General features: G+C 50.8%; 16 protein-coding genes. 14 read left to right on the plus strand and 2 right to left on the minus strand.

The window, feature by feature from the left end:
* Positions 1-33 precede the first annotated feature (33 nt).
* From purS to purD, 8 genes are all read left to right on the plus strand, one after another.
* Complete coding sequence (purS, locus tag MHB80_RS04710; RefSeq protein ID WP_046231574.1) at positions 34-276, plus strand: phosphoribosylformylglycinamidine synthase subunit PurS; 243 nt, start codon at positions 34-36, stop codon at positions 274-276.
* Between the two features lie 3 nt (positions 277-279).
* Positions 280-975 (plus strand): phosphoribosylformylglycinamidine synthase subunit PurQ, encoded by a 696-nt coding sequence (gene purQ / locus MHB80_RS04715; protein ID WP_046231573.1) that lies wholly within the window; start codon positions 280-282, stop codon positions 973-975.
* Entirely contained in the window at positions 953-3196 is a 2244-nt protein-coding gene (gene purL / locus MHB80_RS04720) for a phosphoribosylformylglycinamidine synthase subunit PurL (RefSeq protein ID WP_341281091.1), read from the plus strand. Before purQ ends, purL begins: the two co-directional genes overlap by 23 nt.
* Positions 3181-4659 (plus strand): amidophosphoribosyltransferase, encoded by a 1479-nt coding sequence (gene purF, locus MHB80_RS04725; RefSeq protein ID WP_341281092.1) that lies wholly within the window; start codon positions 3181-3183, stop codon positions 4657-4659. Before purL ends, purF begins: the two co-directional genes overlap by 16 nt.
* Before the next feature lie 126 nt (positions 4660-4785).
* On the plus strand, positions 4786-5829 hold the full coding sequence (purM, locus tag MHB80_RS04730; RefSeq protein WP_341282863.1) for a phosphoribosylformylglycinamidine cyclo-ligase: 1044 nt from the start codon (positions 4786-4788) through the stop codon (positions 5827-5829).
* A complete protein-coding gene (gene purN / locus MHB80_RS04735; RefSeq protein ID WP_341281093.1) occupies positions 5829-6455 on the plus strand; it encodes a phosphoribosylglycinamide formyltransferase in 627 nt (208 codons plus the stop codon). The genes purM and purN overlap by 1 nt, the downstream gene beginning before the upstream one ends.
* Positions 6456-6524: 69 nt before the next feature.
* Positions 6525-8075, plus strand: coding sequence for a bifunctional phosphoribosylaminoimidazolecarboxamide formyltransferase/IMP cyclohydrolase (purH, locus tag MHB80_RS04740; protein WP_341281094.1), 1551 nt, complete (start codon positions 6525-6527; stop codon positions 8073-8075).
* Between the two features lie 15 nt (positions 8076-8090).
* Positions 8091-9356, plus strand: a complete 1266-nt coding sequence (gene purD, locus MHB80_RS04745) for a phosphoribosylamine--glycine ligase (RefSeq protein WP_341281095.1) — start codon at positions 8091-8093, stop codon at positions 9354-9356.
* 161 nt (positions 9357-9517) lie between these two features.
* Here the strand turns inward: purD and MHB80_RS04750 are convergent, their stop codons facing one another.
* On the minus strand, positions 9518-9976 hold the full coding sequence (locus MHB80_RS04750) for a hypothetical protein (RefSeq protein WP_341281096.1): 459 nt from the start codon (positions 9974-9976) through the stop codon (positions 9518-9520).
* A 216-nt stretch (positions 9977-10192) separates the two neighbouring features.
* On the minus strand, positions 10193-10642 hold the full coding sequence (locus MHB80_RS04755) for a hypothetical protein (RefSeq protein ID WP_341281097.1): 450 nt from the start codon (positions 10640-10642) through the stop codon (positions 10193-10195).
* Positions 10643-11197: 555 nt separating this feature from the next.
* On the opposite strand from MHB80_RS04755, the gene MHB80_RS04760 reads away from it, so the two are divergent.
* The 6 genes from MHB80_RS04760 (at position 11198) to MHB80_RS04785 (ending at position 17844) form a co-directional block, all read left to right on the plus strand.
* Positions 11198-12313, plus strand: coding sequence for a polysaccharide deacetylase family protein (locus MHB80_RS04760; RefSeq protein WP_341281098.1), 1116 nt, complete (start codon positions 11198-11200; stop codon positions 12311-12313).
* Between the two features lie 42 nt (positions 12314-12355).
* Positions 12356-13774 carry a VCBS repeat-containing protein gene (locus MHB80_RS04765; protein ID WP_341281099.1) on the plus strand — a complete coding sequence of 473 codons (1419 nt, stop codon included), beginning with the start codon at positions 12356-12358 and terminating at the stop codon, positions 13772-13774.
* Positions 13775-13794: 20 nt separating this feature from the next.
* Positions 13795-14556, plus strand: a complete 762-nt coding sequence (locus tag MHB80_RS04770) for a response regulator transcription factor (RefSeq protein ID WP_341282864.1) — start codon at positions 13795-13797, stop codon at positions 14554-14556.
* Complete coding sequence (locus MHB80_RS04775; RefSeq protein WP_341281100.1) at positions 14553-15962, plus strand: HAMP domain-containing sensor histidine kinase; 1410 nt, start codon at positions 14553-14555, stop codon at positions 15960-15962. The genes MHB80_RS04770 and MHB80_RS04775 overlap by 4 nt, the downstream gene beginning before the upstream one ends.
* Before the next feature lie 361 nt (positions 15963-16323).
* Positions 16324-16905 (plus strand): thioredoxin family protein, encoded by a 582-nt coding sequence (locus MHB80_RS04780; RefSeq protein ID WP_341281101.1) that lies wholly within the window; start codon positions 16324-16326, stop codon positions 16903-16905.
* A 117-nt stretch (positions 16906-17022) separates the two neighbouring features.
* Positions 17023-17844, plus strand: coding sequence for an alpha/beta fold hydrolase (locus tag MHB80_RS04785; RefSeq protein WP_341281102.1), 822 nt, complete (start codon positions 17023-17025; stop codon positions 17842-17844).
* The last annotated feature ends 98 nt before the right edge of the window (positions 17845-17942 follow it).

A 17942-nucleotide genomic window follows, 5' to 3' on the forward strand; every position in this document is an offset into this window, starting at 1 on the left:
TACACTATTATTTTCATTATCAGGAGGCCAACAATGAAAGCAACCGTCTACGTAACAATCAAGGAAAATGTACTTGATCCACAAGGAACAGCTGTACAAGGAGCTTTGCACTCGATGGGCTTTGCCGAAGTGGAAAAGGTTCGGATCGGCAAATATTTGGAGCTTGAGCTGGGCGATATTGACCGCAGCGAGGCAGAGAAGCGCATCAAGGAAATGTGCGAGAAGCTGCTTGCGAACACGGTCGTAGAAGATTACCGTTTTGAGCTGGAGGGATAGGCGATGAAGTTTGCGGTTCTGGTTTTTCCAGGTTCCAACTGTGATATTGATTGTTACAAGGCGGTAGAGGAAGCGATTGGCCAAAAGGTAGAGTATGTATGGCATACATCGACGGATCTTTCCGGTTATGACGCGATTTTGGTGCCAGGAGGCTTCTCCTATGGCGATTACCTGCGCTGCGGCGCGATTTCCCGTTTCGCTCCTGTTATGAATGAAGTGAAGAAAGCAGCGGAGGAAGGCAAGTTCATCCTCGGCATTTGCAACGGGTTCCAAATTCTTACGGAAGCGGGCCTGCTGCCAGGCGCTTTGATTCGCAACAGCGGCCTCAAATTCCGCTGCCATCAGACGCCGCTGGAGGTCGTGAACAACGGCAATCCGTTCACGAACCAGTATGCGGAAGGCGATATCATCAACATTCCGATCGCCCACGGCGAAGGCAACTACTATTGCGACGACGCGACGCTGGCACAGCTGGAAGCGAACAAGCAAATTATTTTCCGCTATGCGGGCGACACCAATCCGAACGGATCGGTATCGAACATCGCGGGCGTGAGCAACGAGCGTGGCAACGTAGTCGGCATGATGCCGCATCCAGAGCGTGCAATTAACCAATTGTTCGGCTCAGAGGACGGCAAAAAAATGTTTACATCGATTTTGAATGCATGGAGGGAACAGCATGGCGCAGCAGTTAACAGCTAAGGAACCGACAGCGGAACAAATCGCGGATCAGCGGATTTATACGCAGTTCGGCGTAACGGATTATGAATATGAGCTGATTTGCGGATTTCTTGGCCGCCAGCCAAACTATACGGAGATTGGCGTATTCAGCGTCATGTGGTCGGAGCATTGCTCCTACAAAAACTCCAAGCCGATTTTGAAAAAATTCCCGATCACTGGACCTAAAGTTCTAATGGGACCAGGCGAAGGCGCAGGTATCGTAGATATTGGCGACAATCAAGCGGTCGTATTCAAAATCGAATCGCATAACCATCCCTCCGCGGTTGAGCCTTACCAAGGCGCAGCTACAGGTGTAGGCGGCATTATCCGCGATATTTTCTCGATGGGCGCACGTCCTGTTGCTTTGATGAACAGCTTGCGTTTTGGCCGTCTTGAAAATGATCGCGTTAAATATTTGTTTGAAAATGTCGTTAGCGGCATCGCTGGCTACGGCAACTGTATCGGCATCCCGACTGTCGGCGGTGAAGTTATGTTCGACGAGAGCTACGAGGGCAATCCGCTCGTTAACGCGATGTGCGTAGGCCTCATCGACCATGATAAAATCCAACGCGGCGTCGCTAAAGGCGTAGGCAACCCGGTATTTTATGTCGGTCCGGCAACTGGCCGCGACGGCATCCACGGCGCAACCTTCGCTTCGGTCGAGCTGTCTGAGGAATCCGAAGAGAAGCGTACGGCGGTTCAAGTCGGCGATCCATTTATGGAGAAGCTGGTTATGGAAGCGACGCTTGAGCTGATCGATTCCGGCATTGTGCTTGGGATTCAGGATATGGGCGCAGCTGGCCTGACTTGCTCCAGCGCCGAGATGGCATCGAAAGCCGGCAACGGTCTTGAGCTATATCTCGATGAAGTACCGCAGCGCGAAACAGGCATGACGCCTTACGAAATGATGCTGTCTGAATCGCAAGAGCGCATGCTCTTCGTTGTAGAGCCGCAGCATGAAGCGCAGGCGAAAGAAATTTTCGAGCGTTGGGGCATTATTTGCGCCAAAGTCGGCAAAGTAACGGATGACGGACGTCTCCGCTTGTTCCACCAAGGCGAGCAAGTGGCCGATATGCCGGTAACAGCACTCGTTGACGAGTGTCCGGTTTATGACAAGCCCTCGCAGGAGCCTGCATATTACAGTGCGAATGCGGCAATCGACACAACGGCTTATCCGGAAGTAACGGATTTGACGGCTGCGCTTGAGAAAGTACTCGCTTCGCCAACGGTGGCCAGCAAAGAGTGGGTTTACAATCAGTACGACTATATGGTGCGTACGTCGACAGCGGTACAACCGGGTTCGGACGCAGCAGTCGTTACTATTAACGGTACACGCAAGGCACTCGCGATGACAACGGACTGCAACAGCCGTTATGTATACCTTGATCCAGAAGTGGGCGGACGCATTGCTGTAGCGGAAGCTGCGCGCAACATCGTTTGTTCCGGCGCAGAGCCGCTGGCCATTACGGACAACCTGAACTTCGGCAGCCCAGAGAAGCCGGATGTATTCTGGCAGATCGAGAAATCGGCAGACGGCATGTCCGAGGCTTGCCGCGTACTGGAAACGCCCGTTATCGGCGGCAACGTCAGCTTGTACAATGAAAATGCAAAAGGTGCGATTTACCCGACGCCGGTTATCGGCATGGTAGGTCTCGTTCATGATATCGATCATATTACGACTCAAGGCTTCAAAAACGAAGGCGACGTCATCATTCTCGTCGGCGAAACGAAAGCCGAAATGGGCGGAAGCGAGCTGCAATACGTGCTGCAAGGCGTGAATGAAGGCCGTCCTCCGGTTATTGATCTAGCTGTTGAGAAAAAGATGCTTGGCGCTGTGCTGAGCGCGATTCAAAGCGGCCTGGTCGCTTCGGCGCATGACTTGTCCGAAGGCGGTATTGCGGTTGCACTGGCAGAATCCTGCATAAGCGGCAAGCTTGGTGCAGAAGTTAATGTAAATACAGAGCTGCGCGCCGATCATGCATTGTTCAGCGAGTCGCAATCGCGTATTTTGCTATCAGCGAAGCCGGAGCAAGCAGCAGCGCTGCAAGCATTGCTGGCTGAGCAAGGCGTTGCCCATGCGGCAATTGGTTCGGTTAAAGGAGCTGCTCTTTCGATCAGCATCAATGGCAAATCCGGCATTCAGGCGCCGGTACAACAACTGGAGAAGGTCTGGAAGGATGCGATTCCATGTCTGATGAAATAAAGCAGCCTAAGCTTTGGTCAGGCGATTATTATAATCAAGGCGGCGGTCGGGAGGATTTCTTCGACAAGCTGCGCGAGGAATGCGGCGTGTTCGGCGTCTTCAATCATGCAGACGCAGCATCGCTTTCCTACTATGGCCTTCATGCGTTGCAGCATCGCGGCGAGGAATCTGCGGGCATTTGCACCGTCGACACGACGGACCGCAATCGTTTCAGCTATCACCGCGGCATGGGACTCGTCAAGGAAGTTTTCGACAAGGAGCGCCTAGCGGGGCTCCCTGGCGATCGCTCTATCGGGCATGTGCGCTATTCGACAGCAGGAGAGAGCAAGCTGGCAAATGCGCAGCCGCTGATCTTCCGCTATCGGGATGGCGATCTTGCGGTAGCGACGAACGGCAATATCGTAAATGCGCCGGAAATCCGCAAGGAGCTGGAGAACCTGGGCTCTATTTTCCAGACGACGAGCGATACCGAGGTTATTGCGCATTTGATCGCCCGTTCGCCGAAGGATTTTGTGACGGCAGCGAAAGAAGCGCTTCAGCGTATCGTTGGAGGCTTCGCTTTCCTGATTATGACAAACGACAAGCTGCTGGTCGCTTCCGATCCGAACGGACTTCGTCCGCTCGTGGTGGGCCGCATCGGCGAGGGCTATGTTTTTTCTTCCGAGTCGTGCGCGTTTGAATCGATTGGTGCCCAGTATTTGCGTGACGTTCAGCCGGGCGAGCTGCTTATTTTCGATCAGGATGGCATGAAAGAGGATCGTTATGCGGAAGTAACGCGCCGGGCGACCTGCGCGATGGAATACATTTATTTTGCCCGTCCCGACAGTGACATTCATGAGATCAACATTCATTCCGCGCGCAAGCGGATGGGCAAGCAGCTCGCGATGGAATCGTTCGTCGATGCTGATATCGTAACGGGTGTGCCGGACTCCAGTATATCCGCGGCAATCGGTTACGCGGAGCAGACGGGTATTCCGTATGAGCTTGGACTTATCAAAAATAAATACACCGGCCGTACGTTCATCCAGCCTTCGCAGGAGCTGCGTGAGCAGGGCGTAAAGATGAAGCTGTCCGCCGTGCGCAAAGTCGTAGAAGGCAAACGCGTCGTCATGATTGACGACTCGATCGTTCGCGGCACAACGTCGCGCCGGATCGTCAATATGCTGCGTGAAGCGGGAGCAACGGAAGTGCATGTGCGGATTACATCGCCGCCTTTCAAAAACCCTTGCTACTACGGCATTGATACGCCGAGCCGCGATGAGCTTATTGCATCTTCCCGCACGGTGCAGGAAATTTGCGAGCTGATTAATGCGGATTCGCTGACCTTCCTTAGCGACAGCGGCTTTATTGATTCGGTTGGCGGCAATGACGGCGCTTATAACCGGGGCATGTGCCTCGGCTGCTTTGATAATGATTACCCGACGCCTGTTGATGAGGAATCGGACAAAAGCTGCAGCTGCTAGACTTTAGCAGTCTGGCTGCAGCATGAAGCTGTAATAGTGCAAGTTAGAAATAATAGTGCTGCCTGCCATTTGCGCGCCTGATTCAGGCGCGCCAGCTTGGCGGCTACGATAAAGGGGTTGAACGATGTGGCAGAAGCGTATAAAAAAGCTGGCGTCGATATAGCGGCTGGCAACGAAGCGGTCGAAAGAATGAAGAAGCATGTCAAGAAAACGTTCCGTCCTGAGGTACTGACAGATCTTGGCGGCTTTGGCGGCCTGTTCGGCCTAAACAAGGATAAATATGATGAGCCGGTGCTCGTATCGGGTACAGACGGCGTTGGCACGAAGCTGAAGCTGGCTTTTGCAATGGATAAGCATGACACGATCGGTATCGATGCGGTTGCCATGTGTGTCAATGACATCATTGTACAAGGCGCTGAGCCTTTGTTCTTCCTCGATTACCTCGCTTGCGGCAAAGTCGTGCCTGAGAAAATCGAAGCGGTCGTTAAAGGCATCGCAGACGGCTGCGTTCAAGCTGGCTGTGCACTGATTGGCGGCGAGACAGCGGAAATGCCAGGTATGTACCAAGGCGACGAATACGATATCGCGGGCTTTACGGTCGGCGTTGTCGATAAGAAAAAAATCATCGATGGCACGACCATTGCGCCCGGAGACGCAGTAATTGGACTTGCGTCAAGCGGCATTCACAGCAATGGCTATTCGCTCGTTCGCAGATTGCTTCTGGAAGAGAGCGGCTATGCGCTGGATCAGGAGCTGGCAGAGCTTGATGGCGCGAAGCTTGGCGATGTATTGATCGAGCCAACGCGTATTTATGTGAAATCAGCGCTTAAGCTGATTGAGCAAGTGAAGGTGAAAGGCATGGCGCATATTACAGGCGGCGGCTTCATTGAGAACATTCCGCGCGTATTGCCGGAAGGCGTGAACGTGAATGTGGAATACGGCTCTTGGCCGATCCACAACATTTTTGGCCTCATGCAGGAAAAAGGTTCGATTACGAATCGTGATATGTTCACGACGTTTAATATGGGTATTGGCCTCGTAGTCGTTGTACCGGCTGATGAAGCGGAAGAAGCGCTTCGCGTAGCAAGTGGGCTTGGCGAGAAAGCTTACCGCATTGGAACAGTAACGGAAGGCAGCCGCATCGTCACGTTTACAGGAGCGACGGTGTAATGGCAGCGAAGCGTATAGCCGTATTTGCATCAGGTCAAGGCACCAATTTTCAAGCCTTGGCCGATGCGGCATGGCAGGGGGAGCTCGATGCAACTATCGAGCTTCTTGTTTGTGATAAGCCGTCTGCTCCGGTTATCGAGCGGGCGCGCAAGGCTGGCGTAGAAACGTTTATTTTTAAACCGAAGGACTATCCGTCCCGCGAAGCGCATGACAGCGTTATTTTGGCGGAGCTTGAGCGCCGCGGCATTGAGCTGATTGTGCTGGCAGGCTATATGCGCATCATTACGCCGGTGCTGGTGGAGCCTTTCTATGGTCGAATGATCAATATCCATCCTTCACTGCTGCCAGCGTTTCCCGGCATAAATGCGATTCGCCAGGCACTTGATTACGGCGTGAAGCTGACGGGTGTCACCGTGCATTATGTGGACGGCGGTCTCGACAGCGGCCCGATTATTGCCCAGCAGGCGGTCGGGGTTGCAGACGGCGAGACGGAGGATGAGCTTGCGGTACGCATCCAAGCGGCGGAGCAGCTGCTGCTTCCGCAGGTCGTGCGGCAAATTGCTGGTGGACGGGTACAGCTGGACGGACGCTTGGTGCAGATTGATGTGAGCAAGCAAGCTGAATGATTGGGCATTCATAACGATAAAGCGGTTAGAGCGTAACAGGGTTAAGACAAATAAGGAGGGCTTTGTGGAATGGCTATTCGTAGAGCATTAATCAGCGTATCCGATAAGACGGGTATTGTGGAGTTTTCGCGTGAGCTGGCAAGCCAAGGCGTGGAAATTATTTCGACAGGCGGAACATTCAGCTTATTGGAAAAAGAGGGCATTCCGGTTATCGGCATTTCCGATGTAACGGGCTTCCCGGAAATTTTGGATGGACGCGTCAAAACGCTGCACCCTGCTGTACATAGCGGCCTGCTCGCTGTGCGCGACGATGCAGAGCACCAGAAGGTGATGGAAGAGCTGGGCCTCAGCTACATCGACCTCGTTGTCGTAAATCTGTATCCGTTCAAGCAGACGATTGCTAAGCCGGATGTGGAATACGCAGATGCGATTGAAAACATCGATATCGGCGGTCCAACGATGCTGCGCTCTGCTGCGAAGAACCATGCATTCGTTACGGTTGTCGTAGACGCTGCGGATTACGCGGCTGTGCTGGAGGAAGTAAAAGCGGGCGGCGACACGACGCTTGAAACACGCAAGCGCTTGACGGCGAAAGTATTCCGTCATACAGCAGCTTACGATACGCTGATTGCTGAATATTTGTCCAAGCAGACAGGCGAAGAGCTTCCAGAAAGCTACACCGTTACTTATGAAAAAGTACAGGATCTCCGCTATGGCGAGAACCCGCATCAGAAGGCTGCTTTCTACAGCAAGCCGCTTGCTTCGACAGGCAACATTACGACAGCTGAGCAATTGCACGGCAAAGAGCTGTCCTACAATAACATTAATGATGCAAACGCAGCGCTTGCGATTGTTAAGGAATTTGATGAGCCAGCGGTTGTTGCCGTTAAGCATATGAATCCTTGCGGCGTAGGCACGGGCGCTGACATTCATGAAGCGTATCAAAAAGCGTATGCGGCTGATCCGACCTCGATCTTTGGCGGCATCGTTGCGGCGAACCGCGTAATCGGCGCAGACACAGCTGAGCTGCTGGGCCAAATTTTCCTTGAAATTATTATTGCGCCGGACTTTACGCCGGAAGCGCTGGATATTTTGACGAAAAAGAAAAACATTCGCCTCATGAAGCTCGGCGAGCTTTCCGTTGCTGCGGCTGACCGCAAGCCTGAGCTGCTCGTGACGACGGTTGACGGCGGCATGCTCGTACAGGAAAGCGATGTTCGCAGCCTGACGGAAGCAGACCTGCAATTCGTAACTGACCGCAAGCCGACTGAGGAAGAGCTGAAGCAATTGCTGTTTGGCTGGAAAGTCGTGAAGCATGTGAAATCGAATGCGATTTTGCTGGCGAAAAATAATATGACGATTGGCGTAGGCGCAGGCCAAATGAACCGTGTAGGCGCTGCTCGCATCGCAATCGAGCAGGCTGGTGCGCAGTCCGCTGGCGCTGTACTGGCGTCGGATGCCTTTTTCCCAATGGGCGATACGGTTGAGCTGGCAGCTAAAGCTGGCATTACGGCGATTATCCAAACGGGCGGCTCCATTAAGGATGCCGAATCGATTGCCGCAGCAAATGCCAACAACATTGCCATGGTACTGACTGGCGTTCGTCATTTCAAGCATTAAGAGGGAGCTGACAAGATGCGAATTTTAGTAGTAGGCGGCGGTGGCCGCGAGCATGCGATCGTATGGGCGCTGAAAAAAAGCGAGAAGGTCCGCAGCATCTATTGTGCGCCGGGCAATGCAGGCATCGCGCAGCTGGCAGAATGCGTGCCGCTGGCTGTCAATCAATTTGACGAGCTGGTAGAGTTCGCTAAAGATGCGGCTATCGATCTCGTATTTATCGGCCCAGATGATCCGCTGGCGGACGGCATCGTTGATGCGTTCGAAGCACATCAAATTCCGGTATACGGTCCGAATAAAGCGGCAGCGGAAATTGAAGGCAGCAAAATTTTTATGAAAAATTTGCTCAAGAAATACAATATTCCGACGGCTAAATATGAGACGTTTACCGAATATGAGGCGGCTTCCGCTTATTTGCAGGCACAGCAGACGCCTATCGTCATTAAAGCGGATGGACTTGCGGCAGGCAAGGGTGTAACCGTGGCCTTTACGATGGAAGAAGCACAGCAGGCGCTGAAAGAAGCGATGCTGGATAAAGTGTTTGGCGATGCGGGCAACCAAATCGTAATTGAGGAGTTTTTGGAAGGACAGGAAATGTCCATCCTTGCGTTCGTAGATGGCGAGACGGTGCGGGCCATGGTGCCGGCACAGGATCACAAGCCGATTTTCGACGGCGATAAAGGTCCGAATACGGGCGGTATGGGCACGTATACGCCGCTGCCGCATATTGATCAGGCGATTATCGACGAGTCGATTGCGAACATCATTATTCCAACGGCAAAAGCGATGGTTAGCGAAGGCCGCCCGTTCCGCGGCGTATTGTTCGCAGGTCTGATGATTACGAAGGATGGCCCGAAAACGATTGAGTTCAATGCGCGTATGGGCGATCCGGAAACACAGGTTGTGCTTCCGCGTCTGGAAACCGATCTTGTCGACATCGTATTGGCCTCGCTGAACGGCAGGCTGGAGCAGCTTGATATTACTTGGAGTGATGAGGCAGCGGTCTGCGTCATTATGGCTTCCGAGGGTTATCCGGCCTCGTATCCGAAGGGCCGCGTCATTGAAGGGCTGGCGAAAGCCGAAGCGCAAGGCGCGCTTGTGTTCCATGCGGGAACAGCTGAGAAGGACGGCCAGTTCGTAACAAGTGGCGGACGTGTGCTAGGTGTTGTCGGCCGCGGCCGTGACATCGCGCAGGCACGTGCTCGTGCTTATGATGCGGTAGGCGTTATCCATTTCGATGGTATGCAGAGCCGTTCGGATATTGCGGCGAAAGCACTGGTGTAAGAAGTATCTTTTAGCTAGAAAGCGATCTTTATTTGATCAGAGTATGAAAAAAACAGGTATGATTTCTCTTTAATAGCGAGAGATCATACCTGTTAGTCTATCAAATGTATTGATAAACGCAGTAAAGCCGCCAATGTGCGGCTTTACTGCGTTTATTAACATCATGACTTTACTTCTATAATGAGAGCTTTAGAAGTTCCTTTTAGTACACGAATCGTGCTGCTTGGTGTAAGTTCGATTATGCCAAAGGGTTTATAGGTGAAAGCACTGAAATCATAAATGTAATCATATACAAACTTACCTTGATTAACGAAAACAATTCTGCGTCTATGATCCGTTTCTAACCTATCTAAGTGAGTGGTGACCCCGACAATTTCATCTATTGCTTGCCCATTGTAGAAAGGATTATCAAGTACATAAGCCTTATCCCAAACAAACGGAGTCAACTCAGTGAATGGGACAGAGCGATTGTCTTCCTTCAACTTCATCATATTCTGATTAATAATATGAGTATTTTCAGGGAGTCTTTCATACGTAATAAGGAAGAACACTAAAACTGCTATAACCGCTATAGCGATTAGACCAACTGCTATCCATCTACTTTTTATGTTATTTTTCATATGCTCCTCCTATTTGCTAAGTCTGTGTTTGAGACAGCTAAGGTACCTGTGTAAGAGGCATCGCTTTACTTTAAAGTGATCTTTATACTCTTTAAGCATACCAAAACAGGTATGATTCCTTTTGAAAGCGAGGAATCATACCGTCAGTCAGTCTATCATCTATTTTTTAATGCTGGAAGCCATCTATAGACGACTTTGTTAATCAACATGGTGGCTCTACGGCTCTACTTGTACGATTAAAGCTTTCGATGTTCCAACTGCTATACGAATCGTGTCACTTGTCGTCAGCTCTAGTGTCCCAAAAGGTCTGAAGGTGAACTCACTAATGTTATAAATATAATCGTATACAAACTTCCCTTGATTCACAAAAACAATTCGGCGTCTAACTTCCGTCTCTAGTCTTTTCAGATTGGTTTCAGCCCCGACAATTTTATCTATGGCTCCCCCATCATAGTAAGGATCTTCAAGGATGTAGGCTCTATCCCAAACAAATGGAGTGACATCAGAAAACGGAGTAGAACGGTTTTCGCCCTTTAGCTTCAACATATTTTGATTTATAATTTTTGTGTTTTCCGGAATGGTCTCAAAAGTAATGAGGAAAAATGCCAAAGCTGCTATAGCAATTATCAGGACTGCGGTTAGTGCTATAATTATTTTCTTTTTCATATACTCCTCCATTTGGGTATTTGGTATTTAAGTGTAGTATATGATTGTGAAAATCGTTTAAAATATTTACATTAATTAATTTTAAAATAAATGTAAGTAATCATTTAACCGAAATAATCATTTCGTTATTATCTATTTTTGTTTGTACTCTATTTGCTAAGTCTGTATTTGTGAAGCAGACAGAACAGATAGCACAATAGCTTTTGTTAATAACTTTTCCTCAATTTTACTACTCCCCTTCCAAGTTATGATACTATTAAAAATTACCATAATATTAAATGGTGATCAATAGTTTTATTTTGAAAGATTTTAAATGGAATAATTACATAAAAAGGTGTTATAGAAACAGAATATTGGTTTGAGTGATACAGTCTTATTCTTAAAAAACTCAAAATTAAAAAGGGGGAATTAGTTTTCATATTAATTAAGTAGTGACGATTAAGCGCCTCGTTTTCGCTGTCAAATGCCGGCGAAAGGTGTAACTAATTTGTAACGCACTCCGTCTATGAATGCGATAAGATAAATCTATCAGCAGGGAATAGAAGGGTGAATCGGATGAAGTATAACACACGAACTAGAGTTAGCAGCATGAAGACGCGCAAAAGAACAAAACGAAAACTAGCAGTAGCAAGCTTTCTACTTGTGGCACTAGCCTTATGGCTTGGTGGCTGCGGGACTAAGGCTTCTTCGAGCCTTGAGGCGCTTATGCCAGGCAAAGAGGGAATCGCAAACATCCAGCAGGGAGCTTCATCCGAGGACACTATCCATATTAACCATCCGGCATTGTCGGAAGGGACAAACAGCGGTACGGACACGGCAAGTCACCCAGCGAGCACCGATGCTTCCCATTCCCCTCAGAAAGGAACGGATGGTGCATCCGGTTCGGCAAATGGTTCTAGTACCTCCGGTGCATCCGGTACAAACGGTGGAACTGGCGGGAAAACACAAAGCGGAGGTTCCAAAATAGGAACGAGCGTAACGAACAGCACTTATACAAATAAACCTGCAAGCTCACCAACACCAACAAGCAAGCCGGCTCCCACAGCAACGCCTTCGGCATCTCCGAAAGGAGAGAATGGTGCGAGCAAGCCGGATAAGGAGCAGAAGCTTGTCGCGTTAACCTTTGATGATGGACCGGATAGCCGTTATACACCAGCTATTTTGGATATCCTGAAAAAGAAGGGCGTTAAAGCGACTTTCTTCGTAGTCGGCGTTCAGGTGAAGAAGGACCCGGATGTGCTTAAGCGCATCGTGGACGAAGGCCATGAGATCGGCAATCATACGACCCATCATAAAGATTTGACGAAGCTGACCAAGAGCCAAATTTGGGAAGAAATCACCACAACGGATAAGTTGATTAAAGATGCAGTCGGCTTTACTCCCAACCTGGTGCGTGCACCATATGGAGCTGTGAACAGTACGGTTAAGCAGCTAATGAAGGAAAAAGGAAGAGAATTGGTAAGCTGGAATGTGGATACCCGTGACTGGGCTGGAACGTCTATAGCTGTGATGAAGCAGAACATTAGCGAGCATACGAAGCCGGGTGGTATAATATTGATGCATTCTTTTGGAGGCAAAGGTATTAAAAACACGGTAGACATGCTGCCAGACGTCATTGATAGCTTGCATAAGAAGGGCTATACGTTCGTCACGATTGACGAAATGCCTTGATTCCGGTCTGCTTTCGAACCGTAAGTAAGGGGGCTTAAGCGATTGTTTATATCAAAAATAAGCGGGGCGCTGCTTGCAGCCGCCTTGCTTTGTTTATTAGCAACCGGCTGCCGCTATACAGCGGCTCCTGCGGATTTGCTTGAAAAGCCTACTATCGCCTCGGACAAGCAGGCGCTCGTTCAGGCCGTGCAGAAAGCTTTGCCGCCTCATGCGCAGCTGGCGCTTCCGATGCGCGATGACAAGCTTGGCGCCGTGCGTCTGCTCGATGTAGATGGCGACGGTGTAGACGAGGCGCTCGTTTCTTTTAACAATGAATACAACTCTCCTGAGCTGATGCTGCTCCGGTATCGGGGCAACACCTGGAAGCCCTATTATACGATTCAGCAGCCTTTATCCATGCGAATGGACTGGATGAAGGTAAGCGACTTTGACAAGGATGGCAAGCTGGATCTGGCAGTCGGCTGGATTGGCTCCTATGATGGCTCCAATATGGTCGAGCTGTATTCGCTTGGAAAAACGCCAGTACGCAATGAGGATGGAAAGCTTGTGCTTGAGCCGGAGGATTCCCTGCCTTATTTGTATGCGGAAGCGGGCGATCTGAACGGAGATGGCAAGCTGGAGCTGGCGGTCGTCACGGGGGATTGGGCGAATCAGGAGGTACAGCTGCCGAACTATAAGCTGACGGTATATGAGTGGACAAAGGGCAAGTTTCATGCGCTGCAGCAGCTCGATCTTAGCAATGATGTCATTAACTACGACCGGCTGTTGATTGGCAAAGTTTCCGAGCGGCAGACAGGTGTCGTATTGGAGGCTGCGGTAGGCGCCCATTCGATGTATACGTTTATGTATGTGTGGGAGAAAGGTAAACTGCGGCCAGTTGCGTTATCCGAGCAGGGCGAGTATGAAAATGCGCTCGTGTCTGGAACGCCGACGCAAAATGAGGATATTAACGGAGATGGCATAATCGAGCTATCTCGGCCCAAAGAGCCTGCAGGCTATCCGGATCTGCCTTATGCCGGAATGCTCTGGGTAAATGAGTGGCTGCAGTGGGATGGCGATAAGGCGTTTAAGCTGGTCAAGGAAGAGTATTCGAATTACAGCTACCAGATCAGCTTTACGATTCCGGATCAGTGGAAGGGCCGCTATACGCTGAGAAGCCCGGACGTCGATCAAGAATATGGCGTCGTCACCTTTGAGTATTGGAATGAAGATACCGGCTACAAGTCTGAGCTGGGCACGTTATATGCTATTCCAGCAACCAAGTGGGGCAGTGTTCAGGAAGAGTGGAAGGAATCAGACCGCGCTTACAATGTCGTGCTCAACTATGCGGGCTTGGTGTACATTTATGCGCAGCAGCTTACTCCTCCAGGGACGATGGATATCAGTGATCGCCAGCCGTTTTATGCGATGCAGCTGAACAAGGAGCAACTGCAGGAATTGCTGGTGCCGAAGCCGGACTAATGGAAAAAGTGGGTGGATCTATGCGTATTTTGCTGCTGGAAGATGAAGAAGCGATTCGCGGCTTTGTCCGCATTAATTTAAAACGCAACGAGATGGAAGTGACGGAAGCAGGCGACGGTGAAACGGCGCTCGCTCTGGCTGATTCGGAGGGGCCGTTCGATATTGCGCTGCTTGATGTCATGCTGCCGACAATTAGCGGATTTGAAGTATGCGAGCAGCTGCGCAGCAAATTTCCGAGCATGGGCATTATTATGCTGACTGCGAAGTCGCAGGAAGAGGATAAAATTCACGGGCTGGAGCTTGGAGCAGACGATTATGTGCAGAAGCCGTTCAGCCCCGGCGAGCTGATTGCCCGAATCAAGTCGCTCTACCGGAGAATGCAGCCGAGTGCTGCGCTGCTTCAGGCGGCGGCAGCCCAAGAGGCAGCGGCTGGTCTTATGACGCAGGCTGCACAAGCAGCACAAGCGGATGATGAGCTGAAAATTGGGCCATTCCGCCTGTCGGTATCAGCGCGCAAGCTTTGGAAAAACGATGAGGAAATTATTTTGACCCCAACCGAATGGACGCTGGTGCGGCTTTTAATGGAGCGGGAGGGCAAAAGTGTCAGCCGCGATGATATTTTGAGCGAGGTTTGGGGCCGTTATTATGTGGGCGACCTTAAGGTTGTTGACGTTAACATTAGGCGGGTGCGCCAAAAAATCGAAGACAATTCCTCTGAGCCTGCTTTCATCGAAACGGTGTGGGGCTTCGGCTACCGCTGGAGAAGGGGCAGCAGCGGATGAACAGTCTCAAGACGAGAATCGTGTGGAGCTATTTGCTCCTGATTGCGCTCGTTGTCGTCGTGCTCGGTGGACTTTTTGCCACGCTGATTACCAACTATTATTATGGCAGCGCACAAAGCTCGGTTAAACAGCGGGCTGTATCAGCCCTTGCCACGCATAATCGGACGATGGCCTCCCTGAAAATGCATGATCAAGCTGATTATATGCTGCAATATATGGTGGAGGGCGATACGCGGCTCCAACTGCTTGATGTGTACGGAAAGGTGCGCATGGACTCGGACGGGCTGGTCGAAAATGTACAGTACAACACGCTGGACGTGCAGGCCGCGATGAACGGGCAGACGGACATTTGGCAGGGCAATGATCCTTATTATAAGGAGCGGGTTACGTCAATTACGATACCGGTCTGGAACGATACGCATGTGGTATCTCTGCTGCGTTATTCGGCCTCCATCAGTGCCGTGGATGATATGGTTAGTCAACTGCTGCGCATGACGGCGTTTGTGGGGCTGGCGGTCATTTTGCTGTTCCTTGGGTTAAGCCTATGGCTGGCGCAGCGTATTGTCCGCCCCATTCGCGAGCTGACGCGTGCAGCGAGGTATATGGCTGATGGCGATTGGACAAGGCGGGCGACGAAGCGAAGCAATGATGAAATTGGCCAGCTGGCGGAAACGTTCAACACGATGGTTGTGGAGCTGAATCACCGCGAGAAGCTCAAAAATGATTTTATCTCCTCCATTTCCCATGAGCTGCGAACCCCGCTTACGTCGATCAGAGGCTGGAGCGAGACGTTGAAGGAAGGCGACCCGGCCGACAATGAGGAAATGAAGCTGGGGCTGCAAATTATTAGCCACGAAACGCTGCGCCTGTCGGGGCTTGTAGAGGATTTGCTCGATTTCTCCAAGCTGTCGGCAGGAAGCATGGAGCTTCATGCCGAGCTGCTGGATCTCAACAGCCCGGTGAAAGAGACGGTCGCCCAGCTTGGTGTCCGGCAGGATCAGACAGGCGTAAAGCTGCTTGTGACGCTAGGCAAGTCACCAGTGATGGTGTATGCAGATGCGAACCGCTTGAAGCAGGTCATCATTAATTTGATTGACAATGCGTTCAAGTTCACGCCAGCAGGTGGCACGATTCGAGTATCGATCTCCATTACGCCTGACGAAGACTATGCGCTGCTGACCGTTGCCGATACCGGCTGCGGCATCGAAGCCGAGGACATTCCCCATGTGACGGAGAAGTTCTATAAGGGAAATACAGGGCAGGGCGGAAGCGGGCTAGGGCTCGCGATCTGCAGGGAAATTACCGAGCTGCATGCTGGCGAGATGAAAATAGACAGCGAGCGTGGAGCTGGAACAGTGATTACGATCAAGCTGCCGATCAGCCATCAGGATAAACCAACAACTTAACCTGTATGTATGAAGGCAGATGAATGTATGGCATATGCGCAGAGGAACGAAATCAGCCGCCCGAGAGGGCGGCTAATTTTTATTGAACAGCAGATTGCGGTTGAAAAATACCCAGACGACAGCAACGACGACACCAAACGTAAGCATAACGGAAAGCCAGTGATCGGTAAGCCATACGATCCATGGAGGCATATAAGCTCCACTCCTTTCTTGGCGGCATCATAAGCAGCCTATATAAGTTGAATCATGATTAGCGGCTTTAATTAATATGTCCGAAGCACTCCCGGGCCATCAAAAAAAGCTTTGCCTAATTGTGGTATAATTATAGGTGATGGTCATTTCATACTGGGAGGGATTTATAATGTCTTTCACTGTTCAGATTGGTCAGCAAGCACCGGATTTCACGCTTCCGGCGACGGATGGCAAGAGCTATTCGCTGCAGGATTTTGCCGAAGCGGACACGCTGGTTGTATTTTTCACCTGTAATCATTGTCCTTATGTCGTCGGATCGGACGAGCTCACGCGCAAGACTGCCATCAAGTTCAAGGAGAAGGGCGTTGCTTTCGTCGGCATTAATGCGAACAGCATCCATACGAAGCCGGATGATTCCTTTGAGCATATGGTGGAGCGAATGAATGAGCTGAAGTTCCCTTGGACGTATTTGCGCGATGATACGCAGGAGGTAGCGAAAGCTTATGGGGCGCTGCGTACGCCGCATTTTTATGTTTTTGATAAAGAGCGCAAGCTCGTTTATACGGGCCGGGGAGTTGACCAGCCGAGGGACGCAGGCAAAGTGACGGTTTATGATTTGGAGCGCGCACTTACCGAGCATACGCTGGGCAAGGAGATTTCGGTGCCTTATACCAACCCGATTGGCTGCAACGTGAAGTGGGATGGACAGGATGAGCACTGGATGCCGGTTGAAGCTTGCGATCTTGTATAAAATAACGGATTGACAGCGGCATCTGCGGGTGCTATTATGACTTTAACAAATTCAAAGTATTCGGGTAGGAATTAATATAATTAAGACGCTGTATGGAAACGGCAGGAGGTTTTGGACATGGAGAAGCATCTGGTATTGCGCCATGAAGGCTTGGAGCTGGCAGCTACGCTGCATTATCCGACGGATGAGAAGAAGAACGACGACTGCAAACGGCAGGCGATCATTATTTGCCATGGATTTGTTGGCAGCCGCATCGGGGTGGACCGCTTGTTTGTGAAAGCAGCCCGCGCTCTTGCTGCCAAAGGCTCGTATGTGCTGCGCTTCGATTATGGCGGCTGCGGCGAGAGCAATGGCGATTATGGCTCGCTCGGCTTCGACAGCATGGTCGATCAGACGCGCACAGCACTTGATTACATCACGAGCATGGAATGCGTAGATCCGCGCAAGATTGTATTGCTCGGTCATAGTCTGGGCGGAGCGGTATCGATTATGACAGCCGTTAAGGATAAACGGGTCAAGCGCCTTCTTTTATGGTCGCCAGTTGCTTATCCCTTCAATGACATTGTCCGAATTGTCGGCAGGAAGGGCTATGATGAAGCAGTCCAATCCGGCAGTGTTGATTATTCCGGCTTTACGCTGAAGCCCGCCTTCTTCGACTCGCTGCTGGAGCATCAGCCTTTCCAGGCAGCTACGCGCTTCTCCGGCGACGTTCTGCTCGTCCATGGCACGAGTGATGAGCTTATACCGGTCGATTACAGCTTCCTTTATCAGAAGGTATTCTGGACCCGCAGCGAGGGGCTGTGCGACAAGGAGATTATTTTTCAGGCGATGCATACGTATTCCAACCGCCAGCATCAGGAGGAAGCGATTCGCATCAGCTCTGAATGGCTGGAGGGTCTGGATAAGAAGCAGCAGGAATGGCATCATTGGAGCATTTAAACTGGAAAAAAGGGAGTGCCGCTTACGGCGGCATCCGGCTTTATGGCAGGACCTGTTACGCGGGACTCACGCGTGAGCAGGTCCTGTTTTTGCTTAAT

It is taken from the genome of Paenibacillus sp. FSL H8-0537, assembly GCF_038051995.1.
In the GTDB taxonomy this organism is placed as follows: domain Bacteria; phylum Bacillota; class Bacilli; order Paenibacillales; family Paenibacillaceae; genus Pristimantibacillus.